This window comes from Lentzea fradiae (assembly GCF_900100955.1).
Classification (GTDB): Bacteria; Actinomycetota; Actinomycetes; order Mycobacteriales; family Pseudonocardiaceae; genus Lentzea; species Lentzea fradiae.
The window spans coordinates 266,355-287,962 of the sequence record NZ_FNCC01000008.1; the positions used below are offsets into that span (position 1 = coordinate 266,355).

The following is a 21,608-nucleotide window of genomic DNA, read 5'->3' on the forward strand; positions in this document are numbered from 1 at the left end:
GGCTGGGAGAGCGCTCTCCCAAGAAGAGTCCCGCCGTCGGCGGGGAGTGTCAAGGGGTTCGTTGACATCGCGGATGTGTGTTCGTAACATTTGCGGCCAGGGTTGTGAGAGCGCTCTCCCGCATCTCGTTCCCCCACACCCCTGCAGGAGACGCAATGTTCCGCCTCCGCTCGATCGGCACGGTGCTCGCCGTGCTCGTGGGACTCGCAGCCGCACCGGGCACGGTCAGCGCCGCGCCCTCGCTGCTCTCCCAAGGCAAACCCGTCGCCGCCTCGTCGGTGGAGAACGACGGAACCCCGGCCTCGGCCGCCGTCGACGGCGACCCCGGCACCCGCTGGTCGAGTGCGTGGAGCGACCCGCAGTGGCTGCGCGTCGACCTCGGCTCGACAGCGACGCTGACCAGGGTCGAGCTCGACTGGGAGACGGCGTTCGCGACCTCGTTCGACGTCCAGGTCTCCGGTGACGGCACCGCGTGGCGGACGATCCGCTCGGTGACCGGTGGCACGGGCGGCCGTCAGGGCTTCGACGTCTCCGGCACCGGCCGCTACGTCCGCGTCCACGCCACCCAGCGCGCCAACGGCTACGGCGTCTCCCTGTGGGAGTTCCGGGTCTTCGGCGAGCAGGGCGGGACGAACCCGCAGCCCGGCTCCGGTGTGCACGTGACCGGGTCGCAGGGCGACTGGCAGCTCACCGTGGACGGCCAGCCGTGGACGGTGAAGGGTCTCACCTGGGGCCCGCCCGCCGCCGATGCCGCGAGGTACATGCCCGAGCTGAGGTCGATGGGCGTCAACACCCTGCGCACGTGGGGCACCGACGCCACCACCCGCCCGCTGCTCGACGCCGCCGCTGCCAACGGGTTGCGCGTCATCAACGGCTTCTGGCTGCAACCCGGCGGTGGTCCCGGTTCCGGCGGCTGCGTCAACTACGTCACCGACGGGCAGTACAAGGCGGACATGCTCGGGCAGATCCGGCAGTGGGTCACCGAGTACAAGGACCACCCCGGCGTGCTGATGTGGAACGTCGGCAACGAGTCCATCCTCGGCCTGCAGAACTGCTACTCCGGCACGGAGCTGGAGAACCAGCGTGTCGCCTACGCCCAGTACGTCAACGAGGCGTCCCGGGCCATCCACGCGATCGACACCAACCACCCGGTGACCAACACCGACGCGTGGACCGGTGCGTGGGCGTACCTCAAGGCCCACACGCCCGACCTCGACCTGTACTCGGTCAACTCCTACGGCAACGTCTGCCAGGTCCGCCAGGACTGGATCAACGGCGGCTACACCAAGCCGTACATCCTCACCGAGGCAGGGCCCGCCGGTGAGTGGGAGGTTCCCGACGACGCCAACGGTGTTCCCGACGAGCCGACCGACGTCGAGAAGCGCGACGGCTACACCGAGGCGTGGAACTGCATCACCGGCCACCGCGGTGTCTCGTTCGGCGGCACGTTGTTCCACTACGGCACCGAGTACGACTTCGGCGCGGTGTGGTTCAACCTGACCCCGGCGGGCAAGAAGCGGCTCTCGTTCTACTCGGTGCAGCGCGCGTTCGGCGGCGCCACCCCGGCCAACACCCCGCCCGTCATCTCGGCGATGAACCTGCCGCAGACCGTCGCCGCCGGTGCCCCGCTGACCATCGACGTCGCCGCGTCCGATCCGGACGGTGACGCCATCACCTGGTCGGCCGCCTTCAACAGCAAGTACATCGACAACAGCGGTGGCCTCGCCGACGCGCCCGTCCAGGTCGGTGGCAACCGCCTCACCGTCACCGCTCCCGACCGGCTCGGGGTGTGGAAGGTCTACGTGATGGCCGAGGACGGCCGCGGCAACATCGGCATCGAGACGAAGTCCGTCCGCGTCGTCGCCCCGCAGCCCGCCGGCACGAACATCGCCCAGGGCAAGCCGGTCACGGCCTCGTCGTACCAGCAGGTGGGCGACGGAGCGCCGTTCCCGCCGTCCAACGCCGTCGACGGCAACGCCGCCACGCGGTGGGCGACCGACTGGTCCGACCCGCAGTGGCTCCGCGTCGACCTCGGCGCCGTCACGACCTTCCAGCACGTGCAGCTGGTGTGGGAAGGCGCGTACGGCCGGGCCTACGAGATCCAGGTGTCCGACGACGGCACGAACTGGCGTTCCGTCTACGGCACGACCACCGGCAACGGCGGCGTGGACTCGATCGACGTGACGGCCACCGGCCGCTACGTCCGGTTGCACGCCACCGAGCGCGGCACCGGCTGGGGCTACTCGCTCTACGAGCTCGGCGTCTACCGGCGCTGACTCAGGTCAGCAGGCCGCGCACGAACGCGGCCTGGCCGGCGTGCTGGAGGTCGTCCTCCAGCACGCTGACCAGCCGCACCGCGCGGGTGACCGGCGGGTCCCACGCCTCGTCGACCACCTCGGCGAGGTCCGCGGGTTTCACCGAGCGCAGGTAGTCGGCGGTGCGGGCGTGCACGGCCTGGTGGTAGCCGAGCAGCAGCTCCGCGGTGGTCTCGACCGAGGCGACCTGCCCGGAGTCGTGACCGTAGCCGGTGTCCTCCTCGGGCAGCGGCAGCCCGAACCGCTTCGACCAGCCCTCCGTCCAGACCTGGCTGGTGCCCGCGAGGTCGGCCACGTGGTCGTCCTGCACGCGGGTGAGGTGCCAGACGAGCCAGCCGATGGAGTTGCCCGCCCCGTGGACGCGGTGGGCGAGCTGGTCGGGGGTCAAGCCGTCGAGCAGCTCGGCCACCGTCTGCTCGACGCGGCCGAACCCGTCGAGCAGGACGTCCGTTGCGCTGATCTCACTCATGCGCACCGGGTACCCGCTACGGCGCGGACGTGCACACCGCGCCTCAGCGGCGTGCCCCGGTGGCGGCCAGGCTGCCGAGCAGCCGCAGGCCGTCCTCGCTGGGGCTGCCGGGCATCGCCTGGTAGACGACGAGCTGCTGGCCCGGTGAGGACGTCACGTCGAACGTCTCGTACGTCAGGTCGAGGTCGCCGACGGACGGGTGGGTGAAACGCTTGTCCTTGCGCGTCTTGGCGACGACCCGGTGCCGTTCCCACAGCTCGCGGAAGCGCGCGCTGCCCGCGCTCGCCTCGGCGACCAGGTCCCGCAGCCGCGGGTGGCCGGGCTGGTGCCCGGTCGCCAGCCGCAGGTGACCGACCGTCTCCCCGGCGACGCGGTCCCAGTCGGTGAAGAACCGCCGCCCGAACGGGTCCAGGAACGTCATGCGCACCAGGTTGTCGCCGAGGGTGAAGCCGGAGTGCAGCGCGGTGGCGAGGTCGTTGCGCGCCAGCACGTCCAGCGCGCGGTCGACGACCAGCGCCGGGCAGTCGTCCCACCGGTTCATCAGCCGCCGCAGCTCGGGCGCGACCGTGCGGGACGTCGTGCCGACGCCGGCCGCCGGGTCGAGGCCCGCGAGCCGGTACAGGTGCCGCAGCTCGTCGTCGCGCAGGCCGAGCGCCCGGCTGAGCGCCTCGACGACCTGGCCGGACGGGCGGCACTCGCGGCCGCGTTCGATGCGCGTGTAGTAGTCGGTGCTCAGCCCGGCCAGCACCGCCACCTCCTCGCGGCGCAGCCCCGGCACCCGCCGCCTGCCCGTCGTGGGCAGGTCGACGTCGTGAGGTGCCAGCTCCTCGCGCCGTGACCGCAGGAACCGTCCCAGCGCGTTCTCGTCCGTCATCCCGGCCTCCTCCGTGCTCGGTCCTGGCCAGCGTAGGTCGGCGCGGGAGCCGTTTCCTGGGTGCGTCACACCCTGGTTGGCCGCGGCCTGGCTACCTCGTCCCACTGCTCGCAGGATCGAGGCGGACCACACGACCGGAGATGAGGAAACCCATGAGCGACAACGTGGACGTGGTGGGCATGTGGGTCACCGAGGACGGCCACATCCGCCAGGAGCTGCGCGCAGACGGCCGGTACGACGAGGCCCGCGGCAACCGCAAGAGCGCTTACACGGGCGGTTACACCGTGACCGGCTCGCACATCGACTACGTCGACGACACCGGTTTCACCGCGACCGGCGACATCCGCGACGGAGTCCTGTACCACGAGCACCTGGTGCTGTACCGGGAGTCCTGAAAGGACATTCAGCAGCCGGCGAAGTGCCGGTCGGCGGACCAGCCGCTGTTGGCCCACTTCTCCGGCTCTGCCGGGGAGAAACCGGGGTGCAGCTTCTTCAGCTCGGTGAGCAGCCACTGGGTGAAGCGGGCCGCGCCCTGCGGGCAGGTGTGGATGCCGTCGGCGCTGCGGTCGGCCTTGCCGTCGCGCTGCTGCTGGTAGGACGTGCCCCACACGGCACTCGCGTCGAGCAGGACGGCTTGACCGGACGAGGCGTCGGCCATCGCCTTCACGACGGACGGCACGCGTTCCAGCTCGGCCATGTGCGGCGCGTAGAACTCGTCGGGCCGGATCGGCGGCGCGGTGACGAGCACCAGCTGAGCACCGGCCCCGGTCACCTCCTGGAGGAGCCGCCGGTAGCCGGCGCGCTGCTCGTCCTCCGCACCCCAGTCGTAGGTGGTGAGCTGGTGGACGACGACCGCGGGCCGGGCGGAGCGGACGTGCTCGGCGATCTTCGGCCAGTTCTCCTCGGAGAACGGGCCCACGACGTTGCCGCCGCCCTCGGAGGCGATCGACTGGAACTCGACGCCGCTCGCCTCGAACGCGGCCCGCAGGGGGAGCGCCTCGCCCGCCGCGATGGAGTCACCGCCGAAGAGCACCTTGCCCAGGGGCTGCTGCTGAGCCGGAGTGGTGGTGGCCGGTGCGGTGGAGCAGGCCGCGGTGAACAGGGCCGCGGCCAGGCCCAGTGCGAGAGTGCGTGACTTGGTCATGCCGACGACGGTGCCGGGCGTGCGTCGTGACGGCTCCGCCGTTGTGTCCCGGTTCTGTCGCAGACCGGGGCCGCCGGGTGCGCGGCTGGCCATACTGGTGCGGTGGCCGCGATTCTGCTCGTCGAGGACGACCCGCTGGTGCGCAGAGGACTCGAGCTCGCGCTGACCAGGCTGGGCCACGCCGTGGGCACCGCCGCGACCGGTGAGGACGGGCTGGCGGCGTTGCGTTCGTCCACTCCGGACCTGGTGGTGCTCGACCTGATGCTGCCCGGTGTGGACGGTTTCGAGGTGTGCCGCCGGATCCGCGCCACCGGCGACACCCCGGTGATCATGCTGACGGCCCGCGGCGACGACTTCGACGTGGTCGCCGGTCTCGCGGCGGGCGCGGACGACTACGTGGTGAAGCCCGCGCGGCCGACCGTGCTGGACGCGCGCATCCGGGCCGTGCTGCGCCGCGCCGCCGGGCCGGGCGAGGGCGTGCGGACGCACGGCGACCTGCGCGTCGACACGACCGGCCTCACCGTGTGGCTGCGCGGCGAACAGGTGTCGCTGACCCCGACGGAGCTGCGGCTGCTGCTGACGCTCACGCGGTCGCCCGGCCGGGTGTTCAGCCGCGAGCAGCTGTTGCAGGAGGTGTGGGAGCACGACTACCTCGGCGACTCCCGGCTCGTCGACAACTGCGTGCAGCGGCTGCGGGCGAAGATCGAGGACGACGCGGGGAACCCGGGGTACGTGCAGACCGTGCGCGGGTTCGGGTACCGGTTCGGGCCCCTGTGAGCCGGCCCGCCGGACGGCGCTGGCGCGCGGGACTGCGGCCCCGGCTGCTGGCCGCGTTCGTCGCGGTCACCGTGCTCGGCGCCGCCGCGGCGGCCTGGTCCGGTGCGGGGTCGGCGAGCGCGGCACTGGTCGACTCGGCCCAGCGCAGGCTCACCGAGACGGTGACCAGCCAGATCGCCGCGGTCACGCCGGGCCTCACCTACCCGCCCGGCCAGGACGCGCTGGAGCTGCTGCGCACCGCCGTGAGCCCGAACGCCGTGGTGACCTACCGCGACCTGCGCGCGGCGGACGGCGCCGACCTGACCACGGACGCGCTGCGCGAGGCCGTGCGGACCGGCGGGCGGCTCGTCTCCCAGCGGATCGACGACGGCGACCGGCCGTGGCTGCTGATCGGCACCCCGGTGATGATCACCGCGGTCGACGGCACGCGCACCCCGTCCGGCATCGAGGTCTACGTCGCCCGCGACCTCACCCCGGTCGGCACCGAGATCGCCGGCATGACCAGGAGCGCGGCCCTCACCGCCGCGCTGGCGCTGCCGCTGGCGGTGCTGCTCGCGCTGCTGGCGGCGTCGAGCGTGCTGCGCCCGGTGCGGGACCTGCGCGACACCGCGCGCAGGCTGGCCGCGGGCGACCTGGACGCGCGGTCGCGGCCACGCGGGTCGGACGAGCTCGCCGAGCTGACCGCGACGGTCAACGAGATGGCCGGGTCGGTGCAGTCGTCGATGGCGGCGATGCGGCGGATGCAGGCCGACGCCAGGAGGTTCGCCGCGGACGTGTCGCACGAGCTGCGCACGCCGTTGAGCACGCTGACCGCCGTGGTCGAGGTGCTGTCGATGACCGCGGACCGGATGGAACCGGACGCGCGCGAGTCGGCGCGGCTCGCGATCACCGAGACCCAGCGGCTGGTGACGCTGGTCGAGGACCTGATGGAGGTGTCGCGGTTCGACGCGGGCACCGCCGAGCTGCGGCTGGAGGACGTGGACGTGCCCACCGCGGTGCGGCAGTGCCTGCGGGCGCGGTCGTGGCTCGGCCGGGTCGAGCTGCGCACGCCGCCCGCGCTGGTCGCGCGGCTGGACCGGCGGCGGCTCGACGTGGTGGTGGCGAACCTGGTCGGCAACGCGCTGCGGCACGGCGCGCCACCGGTCCGCGTCACCGTCACCGGGACCGGGCACGAGGTGCGGATCGAGGTCGCCGACCACGGCCCCGGCATCCCGGAACGCGTGCTGCCGCACGTCTTCGACCGCTTCTACAAGGCCGACGCCGCGCGCACCCGTACGCCCGGCAGCGGGCTGGGGCTCGCGATAGCGCTGGAGAACGCCCGCCTGCACGGCGGCGACATCACCGCGGCCAACCGGCCGTCCGGCGGGGCGCGGTTCCTGCTGCGGCTGCCGGGGGAGGGGGACGGGTGAGACTGCTGACGGCGCTGCTCCTGCTGGTCGTCGCGGGGTGCGGTGTGCGGCCCTCCGGGGTCACCGAGCACGGCGAGGCACCGACCGGTGTCGCCCCCGGCGTGACGCTCTACTTCCTCGACGACGCGGGCGGGTTGCGCCCGTCCTTCCGGGAGACCGAACGCCTCGGCTCGGTGTCCGAGGCGCTGTCGTTGCTGCTCACCGGCCCCGGCACGGCCTCGGGCCAGCGCACGGGGATCACCTCGGACACGACGCCGCGCGTTGTCGTGGTCACCAAGGCGGGCCTGGTCCAGGTGGTGGTGCCGCTCGCTCTGAGCGAGGTGACACCGCGGGGCATCGACCAGATCGTCTGCACGACGCTCGCGGTGCACGTGCAGAGCGGCGGTGACCGGTCGACGAAGGTGCAGGTCCGCTTCACGCAGCCGACGCCGGAGTCGGAGGTGGAGCGGACCTGCCCGGTGATCAGCTGAGCCGGGTGAGGTCGACCACCGGCGCGGCGGGTTCCGGCAGCAGCACCCACAGCAGCGCCAGAGCGGTCATCGCGGCGGCGAACACGACGAGCCCGGTCCGTCCGCGCGCCCACCCGGCGCGGAACCGGACCGGGTCCTCGACCAGGTACCTCGACAGCGTCGCCAGCCCGATCGACAGGGCGAACGCCCCGGCGGTCCTCGCCCCGCCCTCACCGGCGCCCAGCAGCACGAAGACCGGCCAGTGCCACAGGTAGAGGCTGTAGGAGATCTCGCCGCACCACCGCAGCGGCGGCCGGGAAAGTCCCTTCGCCACCACGGTGTCCGGCGACTGCGCGGTCAGCGCGACCAGCACCGCGGCGCACACCGAGTGCGCGAAGAGACCGCCGGTGAACAGCCACACCGAGTCCACCCCGTTCGCGAGCACCCAGCTGACGGCCAGGCAGACGGCGAGCAGCCCGGTCACCGCTCCCACCGACCGCCCCACCGCGCGCAGCAGCGCCGTCCGCACCGGCCGTGCCGCCACCACGGCTCCCACCAGCAGGGAGAACGCCCTCGTGTCGGTCCCCGTGTACACCCTCGTCGGGTCACCCGCGTCGGCGAGCAGCACCATCAGCACCAGCGAGACGACGCAGACCAGCGCGGCGACCGCGGCGACCCGCTGCTCGACCCGGCCGCCCGCGCGCACCAGCAGCAGCACGGCCACCGGCCACACCAGGTAGAACTGCTCCTCGACCGCGATGCTCCACAGGTGCTCGAACACCCGGTGCGCGCCGAAGCGGTCCCAGTAGCCCGACGACTCGGCGAGCAGGTGCCAGTTCACCAGGTTCGCCTGCACCCACGGTCCGTCGGCCAGCGTCGTGCGCACCAGGTCGTCCGGCGCGAACGCCCACACCCCGACCGTCACCACCACGAGCACGGTGAGCAGCGCGGGCAGCAGCCGCCGGACCCGCCTGCCCCAGAACGCGGTCAGCGACACGGTGCCGGTCCGCCCGGCCTCCCGCAGCAGCAACGCGGTGATGAGGTAGCCGGACAGGGTGAAGAAGAGGTCGACGCCGAGGAAGCCGCCGGGCAGCAGGTCCGCGTGGAACAGCAGGACGCCGAGCACCGCGACGCCGCGCAGGCCGTCGAGCGCGGGCACGTGCGTCCCGCGGTGCCCGGCGACCCGCTGATCGGACTGGAGTTCGGTCATGACGGTCACCGTGCCGCGCGCGGGTCGGGACCTCGTCCCGGCACTGTCGCAGTCGTGTCGCGGTCCGGCTCGAACCGCGTGATCCCGTTGCGTACCATCATGTGTGTTCCGAACTGGGTGGAGGGGTGCGGACTTGAGCGCGTTGAGTGACCGCGGAATCGGTGACGAGGCGGATCTGCGATCGCTGTTCGGGCAGTCCACGGCCGTGTACGCGTCGTTCACCGGGCCGACGCACGTGCTGGAGACCCTGAACGACGCGTTCGGCGGCTCCGTGGCCCAGGAAGGCGCCGAGACCGGCGTCGCGCTGGTGGACGCGGTGCCCGAGCTGGCGGGACAGGGTGTCGTCGAGCTGCTCGACGAGGTCTACGCCACCGGCGAGGCGCGCACCGTCCGCGACACGCGGATCGTGCTGGGCAGCGCCCCGCACGAGCGCGAGGCGTTCTTCGACCTCACCTGCGAACCGCGCCGTGACGCCACCGGCGAGGTGACCGGGGTGCGGGTGATCGGCGTCGAGGTCACGCAGGTCAAGCACGCGCAGCGGCTGATGGCCGAGCACAGGGCGCTGCTGGAGCAGATCGCCCGCGACGCCCCGCTCACCGACGTGCTCGACGGCATGGCCCGCTGCATCGAGCAGCTGGTGCCGCAGGAGCTGTTCGTGTCGGTGCTGCTGGCCGATCCCGACGGCCTGCACCTGCGGCACGGCGCCGCGCCGAGCCTGCCCGACTTCTACAACGAGGCCATCGACGGCATCGCCACCGGCGAGGGCGTCGGCTCGTGCGGCACCGCGGCGCACCGCAGGGAGCCCGTGGTCGTGGCGGACATCGGCACCGACCCGTTCTGGGACGACTTCCGCGACCTGGCCGTGCGGGCGGGAGTGGCCGCCTGCTGGTCCACGCCGATCCTGGCCCGCGACGGCGCGCTGCTCGGCACGTTCGCGCTGTACCACCCGGAACCGCGCGTCCCGCAGGACACGGACCTGGCCCTGATCGAGGTCTTCACCGGCACCGCCGCACTGGCCATCGAACGCCACCGCGGCGAGCAGGCGAACCGAGCGGCCGAGGCCCGCGCCGAGGCGGCGCTGGCCGAGCTGGCCAAGGCGGTCGAGGCCGAACGCGAGCTGCGCGCCGACGCCGAGAAGCGTGCGGCGGAGGCCGCGGAGCTCGCCGCGAAGATGCGGGTCGCCGCGGCCACCCACGCCCAGGCACCCCGTCCCGAGAAGTGCCAGCTCGGCGGCAAGGCCGGGTGCGCGGAGGCCGCCGAGATCAAGGTCGCCGACTCGTGGGGCGACGCGGCCTGGGGCTGCGCCGTGCACGTCGAGGAGGCGCTGATCCACGTGCGGTCGATCTTCATCGCGAGCGAGGAGCTGGGCGGCCTGGCGGCTTACCTCAACCGCTGACGTGCAGCCCGAAACCGGTGCGGCCCACCGGTTCCAGCCCGTCCTTCAGGCGCAGTGACGGGATCTCGTAGTCCCCGTGGTTCTGCCGCCGGTACGGCACCGGCTCGGTCGAGCCGAGGGTGAGCAGCCGCTGCTCCCACGCCTTGGCGACGTCCGCGAAGTCGTCGTGGGTCAGCCGGTCGGAGCCGTACACGACGAACGGCGGCAGCACCTCGAGGCCGGGGTAGTGCAGGATCCCGTGCTGGATCGGGAACAGCAGGTCGTCGACGGGACCGTTGACGCCGCGGGCGGAGTAGTGCGACTCCGCCCCGCCGACGGTCACCGACAGCAGTGCCCGCCTGCCCGCGAGGGTGCCCTCGCCGTAGCGGTCGCCGTACCTGGTCTCGTTGTGCTCGCCCACGCCGTAGGCGAAGTGGTAGGTGAACACGCGGTCCACCCAGCCCTTGAGGATCGCGGGCATCGTGAACCACCACAACGGGAACTGGAAGATCACCGTGTCGGCCCACAGCAGCTTCTCCTGCTCGGCGCGGACGTCCTCGGTGAGCGTCCCGGTGTCGAAGGCGCGGCCGGAGTCCCGCGCCACCCTGAGCGGGCTCGACGCGGCCGGCCCGTAGTCGGCGGCGTCGACGGTGGCCTTCCACCTCATCGCGTACAGGTCGCTCACCCGCACCTCGTGCCCCGCACCCTCCAATGTGGACACGGCGAGGTCCTTCAGTGCGCTGTTGAACGACTTCGGTTCGGGGTGGGCGTGGACGATCAGCGTCTTCACGGGAGCTCCTCCTGGTCGGGTCACCACCGATCCTGGACACCTCCGCGCCCGCCGTTCAGGGACGGCTCGACCGTCGGACCGGGCTTCCTGGTAACGGCGGTACCACCCTCGTGCGCACCGCCGCGGCCATACTGGGGGACATGGACGATCTCGCGGGATTCCTGCGGACCAGGCGTGCGCGGGTCGACCCGGCGGCCGCCGGCATCCCGGCCGACCGCCACCGCCGCGTCGAGGGACTGCGCCGGGAGGAGGTCGCGCACCTGTCCGGCGTCAGCGTCGACTACTACGTGCGCCTGGAGCAGGGCCGCGCGACCCAGCCGTCCGAGCAGGTCCTCGACGCACTGGCCGGGGTGCTCGACCTCGACGAGACCGAACGGGAGCACCTGCACCGGCTGGCCAGGCAGCGGCGCCGCCGCGCGCGGACGCCGAACAGCCGCGTCCGCCCCGAGCTGCTGCGCATCCTCGACCTGGTCGCCGGGTCGCCCGCGCTGGTCGTGGACCACCGGATGGACGTCCTGGCCGCCAACCACCTCGCCGACCTGCTCTACGGCCGCCCGGCGCGGGGCATGAACACCGCGCGGCACATCTTCCTGGAGGAGACCGGGCGCGGCCTCTACGCGTCCTGGGAGCAGTGCACCCTCGACGTCGTCGGCCACCTGCGCCTGGCCGCGGGCAAGTACCCCGACGACGCGCGGCTGGCCTCGCTCGTGGGCGAGCTGGCGATGGGCAGCGAGCGCTTCCGCCGCCTCTGGGCCCGCGCGGAGGTGCGGGCGCGCACGCACGGGCCGAAGGTGTACCGCCACCCGCTGGTGGGGCTGCTGGACCTGCACCAGGAGAACTTCGCGCTGCCGGACGAGTCCGGCCTGGAGCTGATCGTGCTGTCCGCGGCACCCGGCAGCGCCGCGGAGGACGGCTTGCGGCTGCTCGCGGGCCTGGACGACGCGCGCGACGGCGTCAAGACGGGCCGCTGACCTCTCAGACCGCGGGCCAGTGCCGCAGGGCGGCGTCGGCCAGCGCCCGCAGCTCCTCCCCGCTCACCCCGCTGGCCGCCTCGACGGCGATCCCGCCCTGCAGCACGTGCACGTACCGGGCCAGCAGCCCGGCGTCCGTGCCCGGCGGGAGGTCGCCCTCCTCGACGGCCCGCTGGAACCGTTCGCGCAGGAGGGCGTGGCCGTTGTTGCGCCAGTCGGAGAGCAGGGCGCGGATCTCGCGCCCGGCGTCACCGGTGGCCAGTGCCGCCTGCACGCCGAGGCAGCCGTGCGGCTGGTCGGGGCAGGTCGTGGTCCTGACGGTGCCGAGCAGCAGGCCGCGCGCCACCTCCAGGGCGGTGGGCGCCGCGAGCGCCGAGACCACGTACGCGCTCGGCCCCTGCTCGTAGCGCTCCAAAGCCTTGCGGAACAGCTGTTCCTTGTTGCCGAACGTCGCGTACATGCTCGCCGTCGAGATGCCCATCGCCTCGGTCAGGTTGGCGAGGCTCGCGCCCTCGTAGCCCTTCTCCCAGAAGACCAGCAGCGCGCGGCCGAGGGCCTCGTCGGCGTCGAACTCGCGCGGCCGTCCCGTCCCGCGTCGTCGTGTCTTCTCCACCCCACGAGCCTACCTCTTCTGGAGTGATCGCTTCAGAACGTGCTACGGTCGACTTCTGAAACGATCGATTCAAAAATGGCGACGACGAGAGGTGCCCGATGTCCGAGCAGGACCTGCGCGCGTTCTACCTGCGTTATCTCGACGACATGAACGCCCACCGGACCGACCGGATGGACGAGTTCATCGCCGACCGCACCACGTTGAACGGCGAGCCGGCCACCCGCGACGACCTGCTCGCCGTGCAGCGCGCCACCGTGGACGCGGTGCCCGACCTGCACTGGGAGCTCCAGGAGCTGCTCTTCGACGGCGACCGGCTGGCCGCCCGCCTGGTCAACACCGGCACCCCGGTGAAGGAGTGGCTCGGCGTCACGCCCACCGGCTCCTCGTTCGAGATCACCGAGTACGCCATCTACCAGGTCCGTGACGGCCGGTTCGTGCACATGACGGCCCTGCACGACGCCGCCGGGCTGCGCCGCCAGCTCACCCGCTGACCCCACCACCCCCCCCGAGAGGAACGAACATGACCACCACCCTGATCACCGGAGCCAACAAGGGCATCGGCTTCGAGACGGCCCGCCAGCTGCTGGCCCTCGGGCACACCGTCTACGTCGGCGCCCGCGACCCCGAACGTGGCGAGAAGGCCGCCGCGGACCTCGGTGCCCGGTTCGTCCAGCTGGACGTCACCGACGACGCCTCGGTCCGCGCCGCGCTGGCGAAGATCGACGCGGACGAGGGCAAGCTCGACGTGCTGGTGAACAACGCGGGCATCCTCGCCAGCGAGTCCGTCGACGGTCCCACCGCGCTGAACGCGTTCGACGTCAACGCCGTCGGTGTCGTGCGTGTCACGGAAGCGGCGCTTCCCTTGCTGCGCAAGGCGTCCAGCCCGGTCGTCGTCACGGTGTCGAGCAGCCTCGGGTCGTTCGGCACGGTCACCGACCCCGAGCGGCCGGAGTTCGGGCTGCCGCTCGCGCTCTACTCGGCGTCGAAGGCGGCGGCCACCATGCTGACCGTGCAGTACGCCAAGACCAACCCCGGCATCAGGTTCAACGCGGTCGAACCCGGCCCGACGGCCACGGACATGACCGCGGCCTTCGGGATCGGGCGGCCCGTGGCCGAGAGCGCCGCCGTGGTCGTGCGGTTCGCGACCATCGGCGCGGACGGGCCGACGGGCACCTTGCAGGACGAGAACGGCGTCCTGCCCTGGTGATCCGGCCCGCTCGGCGAGGCCGCCGGCCAGTTCCCGGGCGCGGCGGTCAGCCCGCGTCCACCCCGGCGAGGAAGTCCAGCACGGCTTCGGCGAGCGCGTCCGGGGCCTCCTGCGCCACGAGGTGACCGACCCCGTCGAGCCGCACCGCGGTGACGTCCGCGGCGACCTGGCGGAAGGTCTGCTCGGTGAACGGGGCGCTGACGCCGTCGACCGCGAGCACCGGGACGGTCAGCCGGGGCAGTGCCCTGGTCGCGCCGCCGTCCGAGAAGATCGCCTGGTAGAGGACGGCGGAGCCGCTCCACCCGCCGGGACGTGAGTAGGTGCGGACGAACTCGTCGAGGTCCGCGCCGGTGACGGCGCCCTCCGTCGCGGTCATCGCGGGATAGGCCCAGTCGGCGATCATCCGGCGTTCCGCGCCGGACAGGAACAGCTCCGGAACGCCTGGCGTGCCGAGGAAACCGACGTGCCACGACCCGCCGTTGGCGACGTCGGCGAAGCTCTCCAGGCCGAACCCGGGCAGGGCGGCCTCGATCGCGGTCAGGCTGAGCACGTCGCCGGGGTGCGTCGCGGCGAGCCGGAAGCCGACGGCGCCGCTGATGTCCTGGCAGGACAGGTGGACCGGGCCGACGCCGAGGTGCTCGACGAGCGCGTGGAGGTCCTCGGCGTGGTCCGTGCCCGCATCGGCGGCGGCCGAGTCGCCGAACCCGCGCAGGTCGACGGCGAAGACCCGGTGCGTCCGCGCGAGCAGGGGGATCAGGGCGCGGAACGCCCACCACGTCTCGGGCCAGCCGTGCACCAGCAGCACGGGTGAGCCGGAGGTCCCGGCCGAGACGTAGTGCAGCCGGGTGCCGCCGACCTCGGCGAGGTGGTGGGTGACGCCGGGGACGGTGGCGCCGGCGGGCGTGATGACGGACATCGGGAGTTCCTCAAATTCGACAGCTTGGGTGTCGAAATTTAGACACCCAGGCTGTCGAAGTCAACCGGCTTGCTAGGCTTCGCCACGTGTCCCGATCCGGCGCCGACCTCGCTCTCCTGCTGCTGGGCGGGTTCCGCGACCTGGTCGACCGCGCCACCGCGGAGCTGGCCGAACGCGGCTACGAGGACGTCCGCGCCGTGCACGAGTTCGCGCTCACGGAGATCCTTTCGGGCGCGGGCAACGTCTCCGAGCTGGGCAGGCGGCTGTCCATCACCAAGCAGTCCGCCGGGAAGATCGTGGCCGTCCTGGAGGAACGCGGGTACGTCACCCGCGAGCCGGACCCGGTCGACCGCCGCCGGATGCGCCTGCAGGTCACCGAGCACGGACTCGCCATGCTGAGCGCCGGCCGGGAGATCTTCGACGACCTGCGCCGGCGGTGGGAACAGCAGGTCGGTGCCGAGGCGCTGAACGCCGTCGAGGACGCGCTGCGCCGTCTGCTCGGCGACGGCGCGGGACGCCTCGACTCTCCCGGCTGGCTCATCCGCGACCTGCCCGCCGACCCCTGAGCCGGGGTGTGGCACACCCAGGACGCGCGCGACCTGGATAGCCGTCTCGCGGTCTCGCAGGCTGGAAGCCGAGACCTCGAGAACGGAGAACCGGCATGACCACGACCGGACTGACTCGCTGGAACGCGCAGGCGCTGGAACGGGCGGGCGACGGAAGCCCGTTGCTCTTCACCAACGCCATCATCCTGACCGGTGACCCGGTCATCGGGAACCCGGCCGGTGACCTGCTCGTCGGCGGCGACCTGGTCGTCGGGGTCGGGCCCGGCATCATCGCCGCGGCGGAGGACGACGGCGCCAACGTCGTCGACTGCACCGGCACGGTCATCGTGCCCGCCGTGGTCGACGGGCTGGGCCTGCTCGGCCTGCGCGGCTCCCGCCAGGACCTGGCGGGCGTGCTCGTGCCCGGCCGGCGCGCCGACTTCCTGGTGGTGCCGGGAGGGTCCGAAGTGGACGCCGCCACCGCACTGCGCACCCGCCCCGAGGACGTCCGCGCGGCGGTCGTGGGCGGTGTCCCGGTGCTCTGGGACGGCGAAGTCCTGGCGCCGCAGGAGGAACAGTCCGCCACGTCGATCTTCGACGACGCCGATCTCAGCGGCCATCCGCGCCTGGGCACGTGGATCGACGAGTCCGGGTTCCTGCACCAGCACCTCACGGCGGACGGCCGCTACGACGAGACCCGCGGCGGTCGCGAACACGCCTTCCAGGGCCGCTACACCATCATCGGCGACCGCATCGAGTACCTGGACGACCTGGGTTTCTGGGCGTTCGGCGACTTCGTCGGCGACGAGCTGCACCACGCGGGCTACGTCATGCGCCGGGCCTCCTGACTCCGACGCGACGGGGTCCTGTTCCACGAACACCTGGCGCCGCACCACGAACGCTGACGGCGCCGGTGTCGCGGATCACCGTCTCAAGTGGACCGGCGGGCGGTCGCCGCTGGGATGATCGACCGGCCCGCACCCCCCGCCTCCACCGGAGAACACCATGCTGTCCGCAGACCGGGAGATCCTCGGTTTCCGCACGATCGCGCTCATCCCGTTCGCGTTGTTCGCCCCGGTCGTCGTCTCCTTCGCGGTGGCGCCGGGCGTGGTCGGGTTCGAGTACGTCGGAGTGCTGTTCCACCTGTCGGTCCTGTTCCTGGTGGCCAGGATGGACGCGCCGGAGTGGGCGCGGGCGGCGGGCTACGGCTGGCTCGCGCTCGACGTCGCGGTGGGCGCCATGATGATCAACGGTGTCTCGCCGGACGTCGCGAGCCCGATGAGGCTGGGCGGGCACGTGCTGGCCGGGGTCTGGATCGTCACCGCGTCCCTGCTCGCCAGGTCCGTCGTCGTGCGGGTGCTCGGCGTGGCGGGCGGCGGGTGGCTCGGCCTCTACACCTTCTTCGCGCCTTTCCTGCCCCAGGGCGCGCTCGGCCCCGCCGCCGTGCTGGTGCTGGCCTGGTTCGTCAGCCTCGCCTGGAAGTACCCGCGGCCCGGACCTGTCAGCGGCGCGTGAAACCGGCCTCGTGCAGGCGCCGCGTCGCACGGTCGTCGATGCTGGTCCTGCGCAGCGCGCCGGAACCGCCCGCCCCGCTCGCCAGCATCGCCAGGAGCAGCAAGGGGAACAGCACGACGCGCACGTACATGGCCCAGCAGGCACCGAGGCCGATCCGGCCGCCGTCCTTGACTCGGACGAGGCGGGTCTTGGTGACCATCGCGCCGATGGCGCGGCCGTTGCCGTAGAACAGTCCGTACACGATCGGCACTCCGGCCAGCAGACCGAGCATCGCCAGGGCGTTCGCGCTCTCGGAGATCCCGCTGTCGCGGGAGACGAGCACGAAGACGACGATGGCCACCGCCGCGCAGAACAGGTAGAAGACGAAGTCCACCAACCACGACAGCAACCGCGTCAACGAGCCGGCCGTGACGTGGAGGGTCCCGTCGTCGAAGGTGTCGAGCCGTTGCGCGACCCTCCGGCCGAACTGCTGCTCGACCTGCTCGGCGACGTCCGCGCGGCCGGCTCTGGCGGCGGTCATGGTGTGCTCCCGGTAGTGGATCAGCTGTTGCCGCCACGATAAGCCATGCACCCGTTGTCTTGAGGGTGGTGCACTTGCCGCAACCCTTTGACGCCACGAAGACGTGGCTCACCCGCGACTGGTGACGATGCGCACGGCGACACGGACCCGCCGCCGGTACTCGTCGAGCGAAGCGGACTCGTACTTGGCCCCGGCGGAAGCGTCGAAGAGGGCCTGGGCCAGCTCGGCGGCGCTCAGTCCGGCCTCCTCCCACGCGGCGGCGTGCCCCGTCTTGCCGAGCAGGGTCGCCACGTCCGCGACGAGCTCCTGTTCCATGCGGGTCATCCGGTCCGCCGCGAACGACTGCGCGGAGCTGAGCAGCTCGCCGTGGACGTCGCGGTCGACCGTCCCGACCGTGACACCGTGGAACGCCTCGAAGGCGCGGGCCAGCCGGTCGGCGGTCGGTGCGTCCCCCTGCTCCAGCGCGCCCCAGGTGGTGTCCCGCAGGTCGTCCAGCATCTGGCCGATGACGGCCTGGAACAGTTCGTCCTTGGTGACGAAGTGCAGGTAGAGACCCTGCCTGGAGATCGCCGCCGCCTTGGCGACGTCGTCCATCGACGTCTTGCGGAGACCGAAACGCAGGAAGACCTCGGTGGCGGCGCGGAGGATGCTCGTGCGCCGCTCGGAGTTGCCGTCCATCGCTCAGTTCTCCAGGTCGTCGTACCGCACCTCGGTCAGGCGCGTGCTCTCCTCCCACAACCGTCCCGCGACCGCAGCGTCCTGCGCCCGGCGCGGAACGCGGGCGGGTTCAGGATGCCCCTTCGTCTCGAACAGGTGCGCGGGGCCCCAGCAGCTCCCGTTGGGAGCAGCCGGGTCCGTGGCCGCGCGCATCGTGGGCAGCACGCCTTTCCCGGGAGGCATCCCGATGAGAGGGCTCACCTTCCGCAGCACCCCCGGCGAGTGCCGGGTGAGCTCGGTGGCGGTCCAGCCGGGGTGGGACGCCGTCGCCACCACGGCGGAGCCGGCCGCCCGCAACCGCCGCCCCAGCTCCAGCGTGAACATCATGTTGGCGAGCTTGCTCTGCGCGTACGCCGCGGTCGTCGAGTACTTGCGGGTGTGCCAGTTCAGATCGTCGAAGTCGATCTTTCCCGTGCCCTGCGCGAGGCTGGTCGCCGTCGTCACCCGTGCCCCCGGGGTGCGCAGCAACAACGGCAGCAGGTGCCCGGTCAACGCGAAGTGCCCCAGGTGGTTGGTGCCGAACTGCACCTCGAAACCCTGCGCGGTGCGGGTCAGCGGCGACCACATGACACCGGCGTTGTTCACCAGGACGTCGAGGCGGTCGTGCTGCTCGCGGAACTCGTCGGCGAACCTCCGCACCGAGCCGAGGTCGGCGAGGTCCAGCACCGCGGCCCTGACCGAACCCGCCTGGTGCCCGATCCGCAGGACAGCGGCCTCGGCCTTCGCCTCGCTGCGGCAGGCCAGCACGACGTCCGCGCCCTTGGCGGCGAACATCGCCGCGGCGGCGAAGCCCAGTCCCGAGTTCGCGCCGGTGACGACGACCGTGCGCCCGTCCTGACGCGGGACGTCCGCCGCGCTCCACTGCCTGCTCATGCTTTACATGGTTTACAAGATCCGTCATTTCTGTCAAGCGAACCGAGACGCCGCGGCCGAGGTGATCTAGAAGACAGCGTCTCTTTTCGTTAGATGCCTATTCTGACGAATATGCGCATTCTCTTCTCGGGTGTCCCGCAACACGGCCACCTGCTGCCCCTCTTCCCGCTCGCCCGCGCGTTCCGCGACCGCGGCCACGAGGTCGCCGTGCTCACGGCGGCGGGGATGGCGCCGGTCGTCGAGGCCCAGGGGCTCCGGCACCTGCCGGCCGGACCGCTGCCGGACGTGCTGTTCGCCGAGGTCGCCCGCCGGACCGGGGCCGACCCGGCCACCGCGCCGACGCCCGAGGCGGTCGCCGAGTTCTTCGCGGGCACGCGGCTCGACCTCACCGCGGACGAGGCACTGGCCGCCGCGGGGGACTTCCGGCCCGATCTCGTCGTCGCGGACCTGTGCGACTTCGTGGGACCGCTGGTGGCGGCCGCGGCGGGCGTGCCGGTCGCGACGCTGGCGTACGGACCTCCGCTGCCGCCCGTGTTCACCGACGCCATGGAGGCACTCGCCCGCGTCCGGCACGAGGCCCGCGGGCTGCCGTGGCAGCCGCGGAAGTGGCTCCTCGACACCTGGCCCCCGTCCATGCGGTCCGGCGAGTGGCGGCAGCCGGAGGGCTGGCTCGCGCTGCGGCCGGAACCGTTCCGGGAGCCGCGCGCCGCGGAGGGCCCGGTGCTGCCCGCGCCGGTCAAGCACAGGGTGCTGGTCACGTTCGGCACCTACTTCGGCGACCCGGCCACGCTGAGCCCGCTGGTGCGGGCGCTGTCCACTCTGGACGTCGAGGTCGTGGTGACGCTCGGCCTGCTCGCGCGTGCCGACCAGTTCGACGTCGACCGCGAGCGGGTCACGTTCGTCGGGTTCACGCCGATGGAGGACCTGCTCGGCGGAGTGGACGTCGTCGTCACGCACGGAGGCGCGGGAACGACCGCGGCCGCGCTGGCGAAGGGAGTGCCGCTGGTGGTGCTGCCGCAGGGCGCCGACCAGTTCCTGCAGGCCGAGCGGACCACCGCCGCGCGCACGGGCATCGCGCTCGACCCGCCGGCGCAGACGCCGGAGGCCCTGGTCGACGCCGTCCGGCGCGTCCTGGATGATGTGAGCTACCGGGAGAACGCCGCCGCCGTCGCCAAGGAGATCGCCGCCATGCCAGACGCCCACGAGATCGCGGCGGCACTGGAATCCCGTCTGTGACGAGGCCCTACCACTCTCCGCGCCGCGCGCAGGACGCCGCCGACACCCGGCGGGACATCCTGCGCGCGGCCGCGGAGCTGTTCTCCACCAAGGGCTACGGGCGGGTGACGGTCGCGGAGATCGCCAAGAAGGCCGGGGTGGCGCCGCAGACCGTCTACTCCAGCGCGGGCAACAAGTCGCAGATCCTGCGCGAGATCCTGGGCGAGTCGATCGTGCGCAGCGACGCGGCGTCCGCCCTGGACGCGATCCGCCGGACCGACAGCGTCGCCGAGGCGATGGCGCTGCTCGCCAAGGGCACCCGGATGGGCAACGAGAGCGAGCAGCGCGTGGTCGACGTGCTGCTCGCGGCGATCCCGGTGCACGAGGACAGCGCCGAGCTGTGGGAGCAGGCCACCGGGAGCTACCGCGAGGCGCTCCGCGAGACGGCGCTCCACCTGCGGGACAAGGGACTGCTGACGACGGACGTCGACCGCGCGACGGACGTGCTGTGGTTCTGCTTCGGCTTCGCCGCGTGGCGGACGCTCGTCAAGGAGTGCGGCTGGTCCTGGGACGACGCCGAACGGTGGCTGGCCCGTCAGGCCGTCGCGATGCTCAGCCCCTGAGCGCCGGTTGGTGTCCACACAGGACTTTCGGTGTTCGTCGAACCTGGACAGTCTCCCGGAAAGCCGTCTCCGGCACCAAAAACCGGTCGTTCGACCCACAGTGCCAGCCGGGCGGAGCTGATAGTTTGGCCTCACGCCGCCGCAGACCGCCGCCGAACGGTGCGGGGCCTCTCCAGTCGCCGCACCGACGGCTCTATCAGGGGGAAAGTCCTTTGGGGAACATCAGGAAAGCCGCGCTCGCTCTGGGCGCCACGGCCACGTTCGTCGCCGGCGCGTTCATCGCCGCGCCCGCCGCCCAGGCCGCCACCACGTGGCAGGCCCACGACAAGACCTGCCGCACCCTCACGATCTCCGAGGGCGTGACCGCCGGCACCGCCTGCGCGGAAGTGCAGAAGCGCGTCACCGACGCCGGTGACATCACCGGTTACCGCGCCAGGATCACCGTCGCGCCCGCCGGGGGCCACTGGATCAAGCCGACCACCCAGACGTGGAGCACGGACGGCACCACGACCCAGATCTGCTCCGGCGGCTGCGCTCAGCAGACCTCCGCGTGGAACTCGTCGTGGACGCCGGTCAAGACCGCCGCCGGGTCCTACATCGCCAGGGGCGAGTTCGAGGGGAACTACGTCTTCGACGTCTCCGCCTCGTGGAGCGCCTGGAACGAGGTCGCCAGGAAGTGCTCGACCTGGACCGCGGGCAAGGTGTGCGTCTACCGGCACGAACGCGCCTACCGCGACACGTACCAGGAGCGCGGCAAGCTGACGGTCGTCCCGGCCTCCGGCCGGTGGATCGAGCCGAGCTGGGTCCGGGTCGGCATGGTCTCGAACGGCCAGGACACCTACAAGACCGCCGACCTGTGCGACCCGTCCTGCACCCGGCGCACCGGCACCTGGTCGGCCACGGTGAGCCGCACGATGGGCGGCCTCGGCAGCGACCTCGAGCTCTACGCCTCCGCCCGCGTCGTCCTCTCCACCGGTGAGGCGAAGCTGGTCAAGGCGTCGATCACGGGCTGACTCCGTCACCACGGGCCCGGCTCACCGCTCGGTGGGCCGGGCTTCCGGCGTTCAGAGTCGTTGTTCCC

25 protein-coding genes are annotated in these 21,608 nt (G+C 72.3%); 15 read left to right on the forward strand and 10 right to left on the reverse strand.

Features of this window, described 5'->3' with window-relative positions:
* Window positions 1–155: 155 nt before the first annotated feature.
* A complete protein-coding gene (locus BLT23_RS20740; protein ID WP_090051454.1) occupies window positions 156–2,276 on the forward strand; it encodes a discoidin domain-containing protein in 2,121 nt (706 codons plus the stop codon).
* A 1-nt stretch (window position 2,277) separates the two neighbouring features.
* Here the strand turns inward: BLT23_RS20740 and BLT23_RS20745 are convergent, their stop codons facing one another.
* On the reverse strand, window positions 2,278–2,775 hold the full coding sequence (locus BLT23_RS20745) for a mycothiol transferase (protein WP_090051645.1): 498 nt from the start codon (window positions 2,773–2,775) through the stop codon (window positions 2,278–2,280).
* Window positions 2,776–2,827: 52 nt separating this feature from the next.
* Window positions 2,828–3,658: a helix-turn-helix transcriptional regulator gene (locus BLT23_RS20750; protein ID WP_090051455.1), complete on the reverse strand. Its 831-nt coding sequence runs from the start codon at window positions 3,656–3,658 to the stop codon at window positions 2,828–2,830.
* Between the two features lie 152 nt (window positions 3,659–3,810).
* On the opposite strand from BLT23_RS20750, the gene BLT23_RS20755 reads away from it, so the two are divergent.
* Window positions 3,811–4,053 carry an Atu4866 domain-containing protein gene (locus BLT23_RS20755; protein WP_090051456.1) on the forward strand — a complete coding sequence of 81 codons (243 nt, stop codon included), beginning with the start codon at window positions 3,811–3,813 and terminating at the stop codon, window positions 4,051–4,053.
* An 8-nt stretch (window positions 4,054–4,061) separates the two neighbouring features.
* Here BLT23_RS20755 and BLT23_RS20760 read toward each other — a convergent pair whose 3' ends face one another.
* Window positions 4,062–4,802, reverse strand: coding sequence for an SGNH/GDSL hydrolase family protein (locus BLT23_RS20760; protein ID WP_245744071.1), 741 nt, complete (start codon window positions 4,800–4,802; stop codon window positions 4,062–4,064).
* A 102-nt stretch (window positions 4,803–4,904) separates the two neighbouring features.
* Here BLT23_RS20760 and BLT23_RS20765 point away from each other — a divergent pair, with 102 nt between their 5' ends.
* The 3 genes from BLT23_RS20765 to BLT23_RS20775 are packed head-to-tail and all read left to right on the forward strand — an operon-like array spanning window position 4,905 to window position 7,458.
* Entirely contained in the window at window positions 4,905–5,579 is a 675-nt protein-coding gene (locus BLT23_RS20765) for a response regulator transcription factor (protein WP_090051458.1), read from the forward strand.
* Window positions 5,576–6,988: a sensor histidine kinase gene (locus BLT23_RS20770; protein WP_090051459.1), complete on the forward strand. Its 1,413-nt coding sequence runs from the start codon at window positions 5,576–5,578 to the stop codon at window positions 6,986–6,988. Before BLT23_RS20765 ends, BLT23_RS20770 begins: the two co-directional genes overlap by 4 nt.
* Window positions 6,985–7,458 (forward strand): GerMN domain-containing protein, encoded by a 474-nt coding sequence (locus BLT23_RS20775; RefSeq protein WP_090051460.1) that lies wholly within the window; start codon window positions 6,985–6,987, stop codon window positions 7,456–7,458. The genes BLT23_RS20770 and BLT23_RS20775 overlap by 4 nt, the downstream gene beginning before the upstream one ends.
* Here BLT23_RS20775 and BLT23_RS20780 read toward each other — a convergent pair.
* Window positions 7,451–8,647 carry an acyltransferase family protein gene (locus BLT23_RS20780; RefSeq protein WP_090051646.1) on the reverse strand — a complete coding sequence of 399 codons (1,197 nt, stop codon included), beginning with the start codon at window positions 8,645–8,647 and terminating at the stop codon, window positions 7,451–7,453. The two genes, BLT23_RS20775 and BLT23_RS20780, sit on opposite strands and share 8 nt — an antisense overlap.
* A 133-nt stretch (window positions 8,648–8,780) precedes the next feature.
* Between BLT23_RS20780 and BLT23_RS20785 the strand changes: the two genes are divergently transcribed.
* Window positions 8,781–10,043, forward strand: coding sequence for a GAF domain-containing protein (locus BLT23_RS20785; RefSeq protein WP_090051461.1), 1,263 nt, complete (start codon window positions 8,781–8,783; stop codon window positions 10,041–10,043).
* On the opposite strand, the gene BLT23_RS20790 is transcribed toward BLT23_RS20785, so the two are convergent.
* Window positions 10,033–10,812 (reverse strand): NAD(P)H-dependent oxidoreductase, encoded by a 780-nt coding sequence (locus BLT23_RS20790; RefSeq protein WP_090051462.1) that lies wholly within the window; start codon window positions 10,810–10,812, stop codon window positions 10,033–10,035. The genes BLT23_RS20785 and BLT23_RS20790 overlap by 11 nt on opposite strands.
* 140 nt (window positions 10,813–10,952) lie before the next feature.
* Here BLT23_RS20790 and BLT23_RS20795 point away from each other — a divergent pair, with 140 nt between their 5' ends.
* Window positions 10,953–11,783, forward strand: a complete 831-nt coding sequence (locus BLT23_RS20795) for a helix-turn-helix transcriptional regulator (protein WP_090051463.1) — start codon at window positions 10,953–10,955, stop codon at window positions 11,781–11,783.
* Between the two features lie 4 nt (window positions 11,784–11,787).
* Here BLT23_RS20795 and BLT23_RS20800 read toward each other — a convergent pair whose 3' ends face one another.
* Window positions 11,788–12,396 carry a TetR/AcrR family transcriptional regulator gene (locus BLT23_RS20800; RefSeq protein WP_090051464.1) on the reverse strand — a complete coding sequence of 203 codons (609 nt, stop codon included), beginning with the start codon at window positions 12,394–12,396 and terminating at the stop codon, window positions 11,788–11,790.
* Window positions 12,397–12,494: 98 nt separating this feature from the next.
* Here BLT23_RS20800 and BLT23_RS20805 point away from each other — a divergent pair, with 98 nt between their 5' ends.
* Entirely contained in the window at window positions 12,495–12,887 is a 393-nt protein-coding gene (locus BLT23_RS20805) for an ester cyclase (RefSeq protein ID WP_090051465.1), read from the forward strand.
* A gap of 29 nt (window positions 12,888–12,916) precedes the next feature.
* On the forward strand, window positions 12,917–13,603 hold the full coding sequence (locus BLT23_RS20810) for an SDR family NAD(P)-dependent oxidoreductase (RefSeq protein ID WP_090051466.1): 687 nt from the start codon (window positions 12,917–12,919) through the stop codon (window positions 13,601–13,603).
* Window positions 13,604–13,649: 46 nt separating this feature from the next.
* On the opposite strand, the gene BLT23_RS20815 is transcribed toward BLT23_RS20810, so the two are convergent.
* Entirely contained in the window at window positions 13,650–14,519 is an 870-nt protein-coding gene (locus BLT23_RS20815; protein WP_090051467.1) for an alpha/beta fold hydrolase, read from the reverse strand.
* An 86-nt stretch (window positions 14,520–14,605) separates the two neighbouring features.
* Between BLT23_RS20815 and BLT23_RS20820 the strand changes: the two genes are divergently transcribed.
* From BLT23_RS20820 to BLT23_RS20830, 3 genes are all read left to right on the forward strand, one after another.
* Complete coding sequence (locus BLT23_RS20820; protein ID WP_090051468.1) at window positions 14,606–15,085, forward strand: MarR family winged helix-turn-helix transcriptional regulator; 480 nt, start codon at window positions 14,606–14,608, stop codon at window positions 15,083–15,085.
* A 95-nt stretch (window positions 15,086–15,180) separates the two neighbouring features.
* Window positions 15,181–15,912 carry an Atu4866 domain-containing protein gene (locus tag BLT23_RS20825; protein ID WP_090051469.1) on the forward strand — a complete coding sequence of 244 codons (732 nt, stop codon included), beginning with the start codon at window positions 15,181–15,183 and terminating at the stop codon, window positions 15,910–15,912.
* 157 nt (window positions 15,913–16,069) lie between these two features.
* Window positions 16,070–16,579, forward strand: coding sequence for a hypothetical protein (locus BLT23_RS20830; protein WP_090051470.1), 510 nt, complete (start codon window positions 16,070–16,072; stop codon window positions 16,577–16,579).
* Here BLT23_RS20830 and BLT23_RS20835 read toward each other — a convergent pair.
* From BLT23_RS20835 to BLT23_RS20845, 3 genes are all read right to left on the reverse strand, one after another.
* Window positions 16,566–17,099, reverse strand: coding sequence for an RDD family protein (locus BLT23_RS20835; protein ID WP_090051471.1), 534 nt, complete (start codon window positions 17,097–17,099; stop codon window positions 16,566–16,568). The two genes, BLT23_RS20830 and BLT23_RS20835, sit on opposite strands and share 14 nt — an antisense overlap.
* A 108-nt stretch (window positions 17,100–17,207) precedes the next feature.
* Entirely contained in the window at window positions 17,208–17,777 is a 570-nt protein-coding gene (locus BLT23_RS20840) for a TetR/AcrR family transcriptional regulator (protein ID WP_090051472.1), read from the reverse strand.
* A gap of 3 nt (window positions 17,778–17,780) precedes the next feature.
* Entirely contained in the window at window positions 17,781–18,689 is a 909-nt protein-coding gene (locus tag BLT23_RS20845; protein WP_090051473.1) for an oxidoreductase, read from the reverse strand.
* A 111-nt stretch (window positions 18,690–18,800) separates the two neighbouring features.
* Between BLT23_RS20845 and BLT23_RS20850 the strand changes: the two genes are divergently transcribed.
* The 3 genes from BLT23_RS20850 to BLT23_RS20860 all read left to right on the forward strand — a co-directional run bounded on the left by BLT23_RS20850 (window position 18,801) and on the right by BLT23_RS20860 (window position 21,540).
* Window positions 18,801–19,925, forward strand: a complete 1,125-nt coding sequence (locus BLT23_RS20850) for a glycosyltransferase (RefSeq protein ID WP_090051474.1) — start codon at window positions 18,801–18,803, stop codon at window positions 19,923–19,925.
* On the forward strand, window positions 19,922–20,527 hold the full coding sequence (locus BLT23_RS20855) for a TetR/AcrR family transcriptional regulator (protein WP_176946845.1): 606 nt from the start codon (window positions 19,922–19,924) through the stop codon (window positions 20,525–20,527). The genes BLT23_RS20850 and BLT23_RS20855 overlap by 4 nt, the downstream gene beginning before the upstream one ends.
* A gap of 212 nt (window positions 20,528–20,739) precedes the next feature.
* Window positions 20,740–21,540 (forward strand): hypothetical protein, encoded by an 801-nt coding sequence (locus tag BLT23_RS20860; RefSeq protein ID WP_090051476.1) that lies wholly within the window; start codon window positions 20,740–20,742, stop codon window positions 21,538–21,540.
* Window positions 21,541–21,608: the final 68 nt, after the last annotated feature.

Coding starts and splice junctions, on each gene's coding strand:
- BLT23_RS20825 (WP_090051469.1), top strand. CDS start 15,181: ATGACCACGACCGGACTGACTCGCTGGAACGCGCAGGCGCTGGAACGG.
- BLT23_RS20850 (WP_090051474.1), top strand. CDS start 18,801: ATGCGCATTCTCTTCTCGGGTGTCCCGCAACACGGCCACCTGCTGCCC.
- BLT23_RS20830 (WP_090051470.1), top strand. CDS start 16,070: ATGCTGTCCGCAGACCGGGAGATCCTCGGTTTCCGCACGATCGCGCTC.
- BLT23_RS20810 (WP_090051466.1), top strand. CDS start 12,917: ATGACCACCACCCTGATCACCGGAGCCAACAAGGGCATCGGCTTCGAG.
- BLT23_RS20805 (WP_090051465.1), top strand. CDS start 12,495: ATGTCCGAGCAGGACCTGCGCGCGTTCTACCTGCGTTATCTCGACGAC.
- BLT23_RS20815 (WP_090051467.1), bottom strand. CDS start 14,519: ATGTCCGTCATCACGCCCGCCGGCGCCACCGTCCCCGGCGTCACCCAC.
- BLT23_RS20835 (WP_090051471.1), bottom strand. CDS start 17,099: ATGACCGCCGCCAGAGCCGGCCGCGCGGACGTCGCCGAGCAGGTCGAG.
- BLT23_RS20780 (WP_090051646.1), bottom strand. CDS start 8,647: ATGACCGAACTCCAGTCCGATCAGCGGGTCGCCGGGCACCGCGGGACG.
- BLT23_RS20755 (WP_090051456.1), top strand. CDS start 3,811: ATGAGCGACAACGTGGACGTGGTGGGCATGTGGGTCACCGAGGACGGC.
- BLT23_RS20845 (WP_090051473.1), bottom strand. CDS start 18,689: ATGAGCAGGCAGTGGAGCGCGGCGGACGTCCCGCGTCAGGACGGGCGC.
- BLT23_RS20840 (WP_090051472.1), bottom strand. CDS start 17,777: ATGGACGGCAACTCCGAGCGGCGCACGAGCATCCTCCGCGCCGCCACC.
- BLT23_RS20795 (WP_090051463.1), top strand. CDS start 10,953: ATGGACGATCTCGCGGGATTCCTGCGGACCAGGCGTGCGCGGGTCGAC.
- BLT23_RS20760 (WP_245744071.1), bottom strand. CDS start 4,802: ATGACCAAGTCACGCACTCTCGCACTGGGCCTGGCCGCGGCCCTGTTC.
- BLT23_RS20750 (WP_090051455.1), bottom strand. CDS start 3,658: ATGACGGACGAGAACGCGCTGGGACGGTTCCTGCGGTCACGGCGCGAG.
- BLT23_RS20740 (WP_090051454.1), top strand. CDS start 156: ATGTTCCGCCTCCGCTCGATCGGCACGGTGCTCGCCGTGCTCGTGGGA.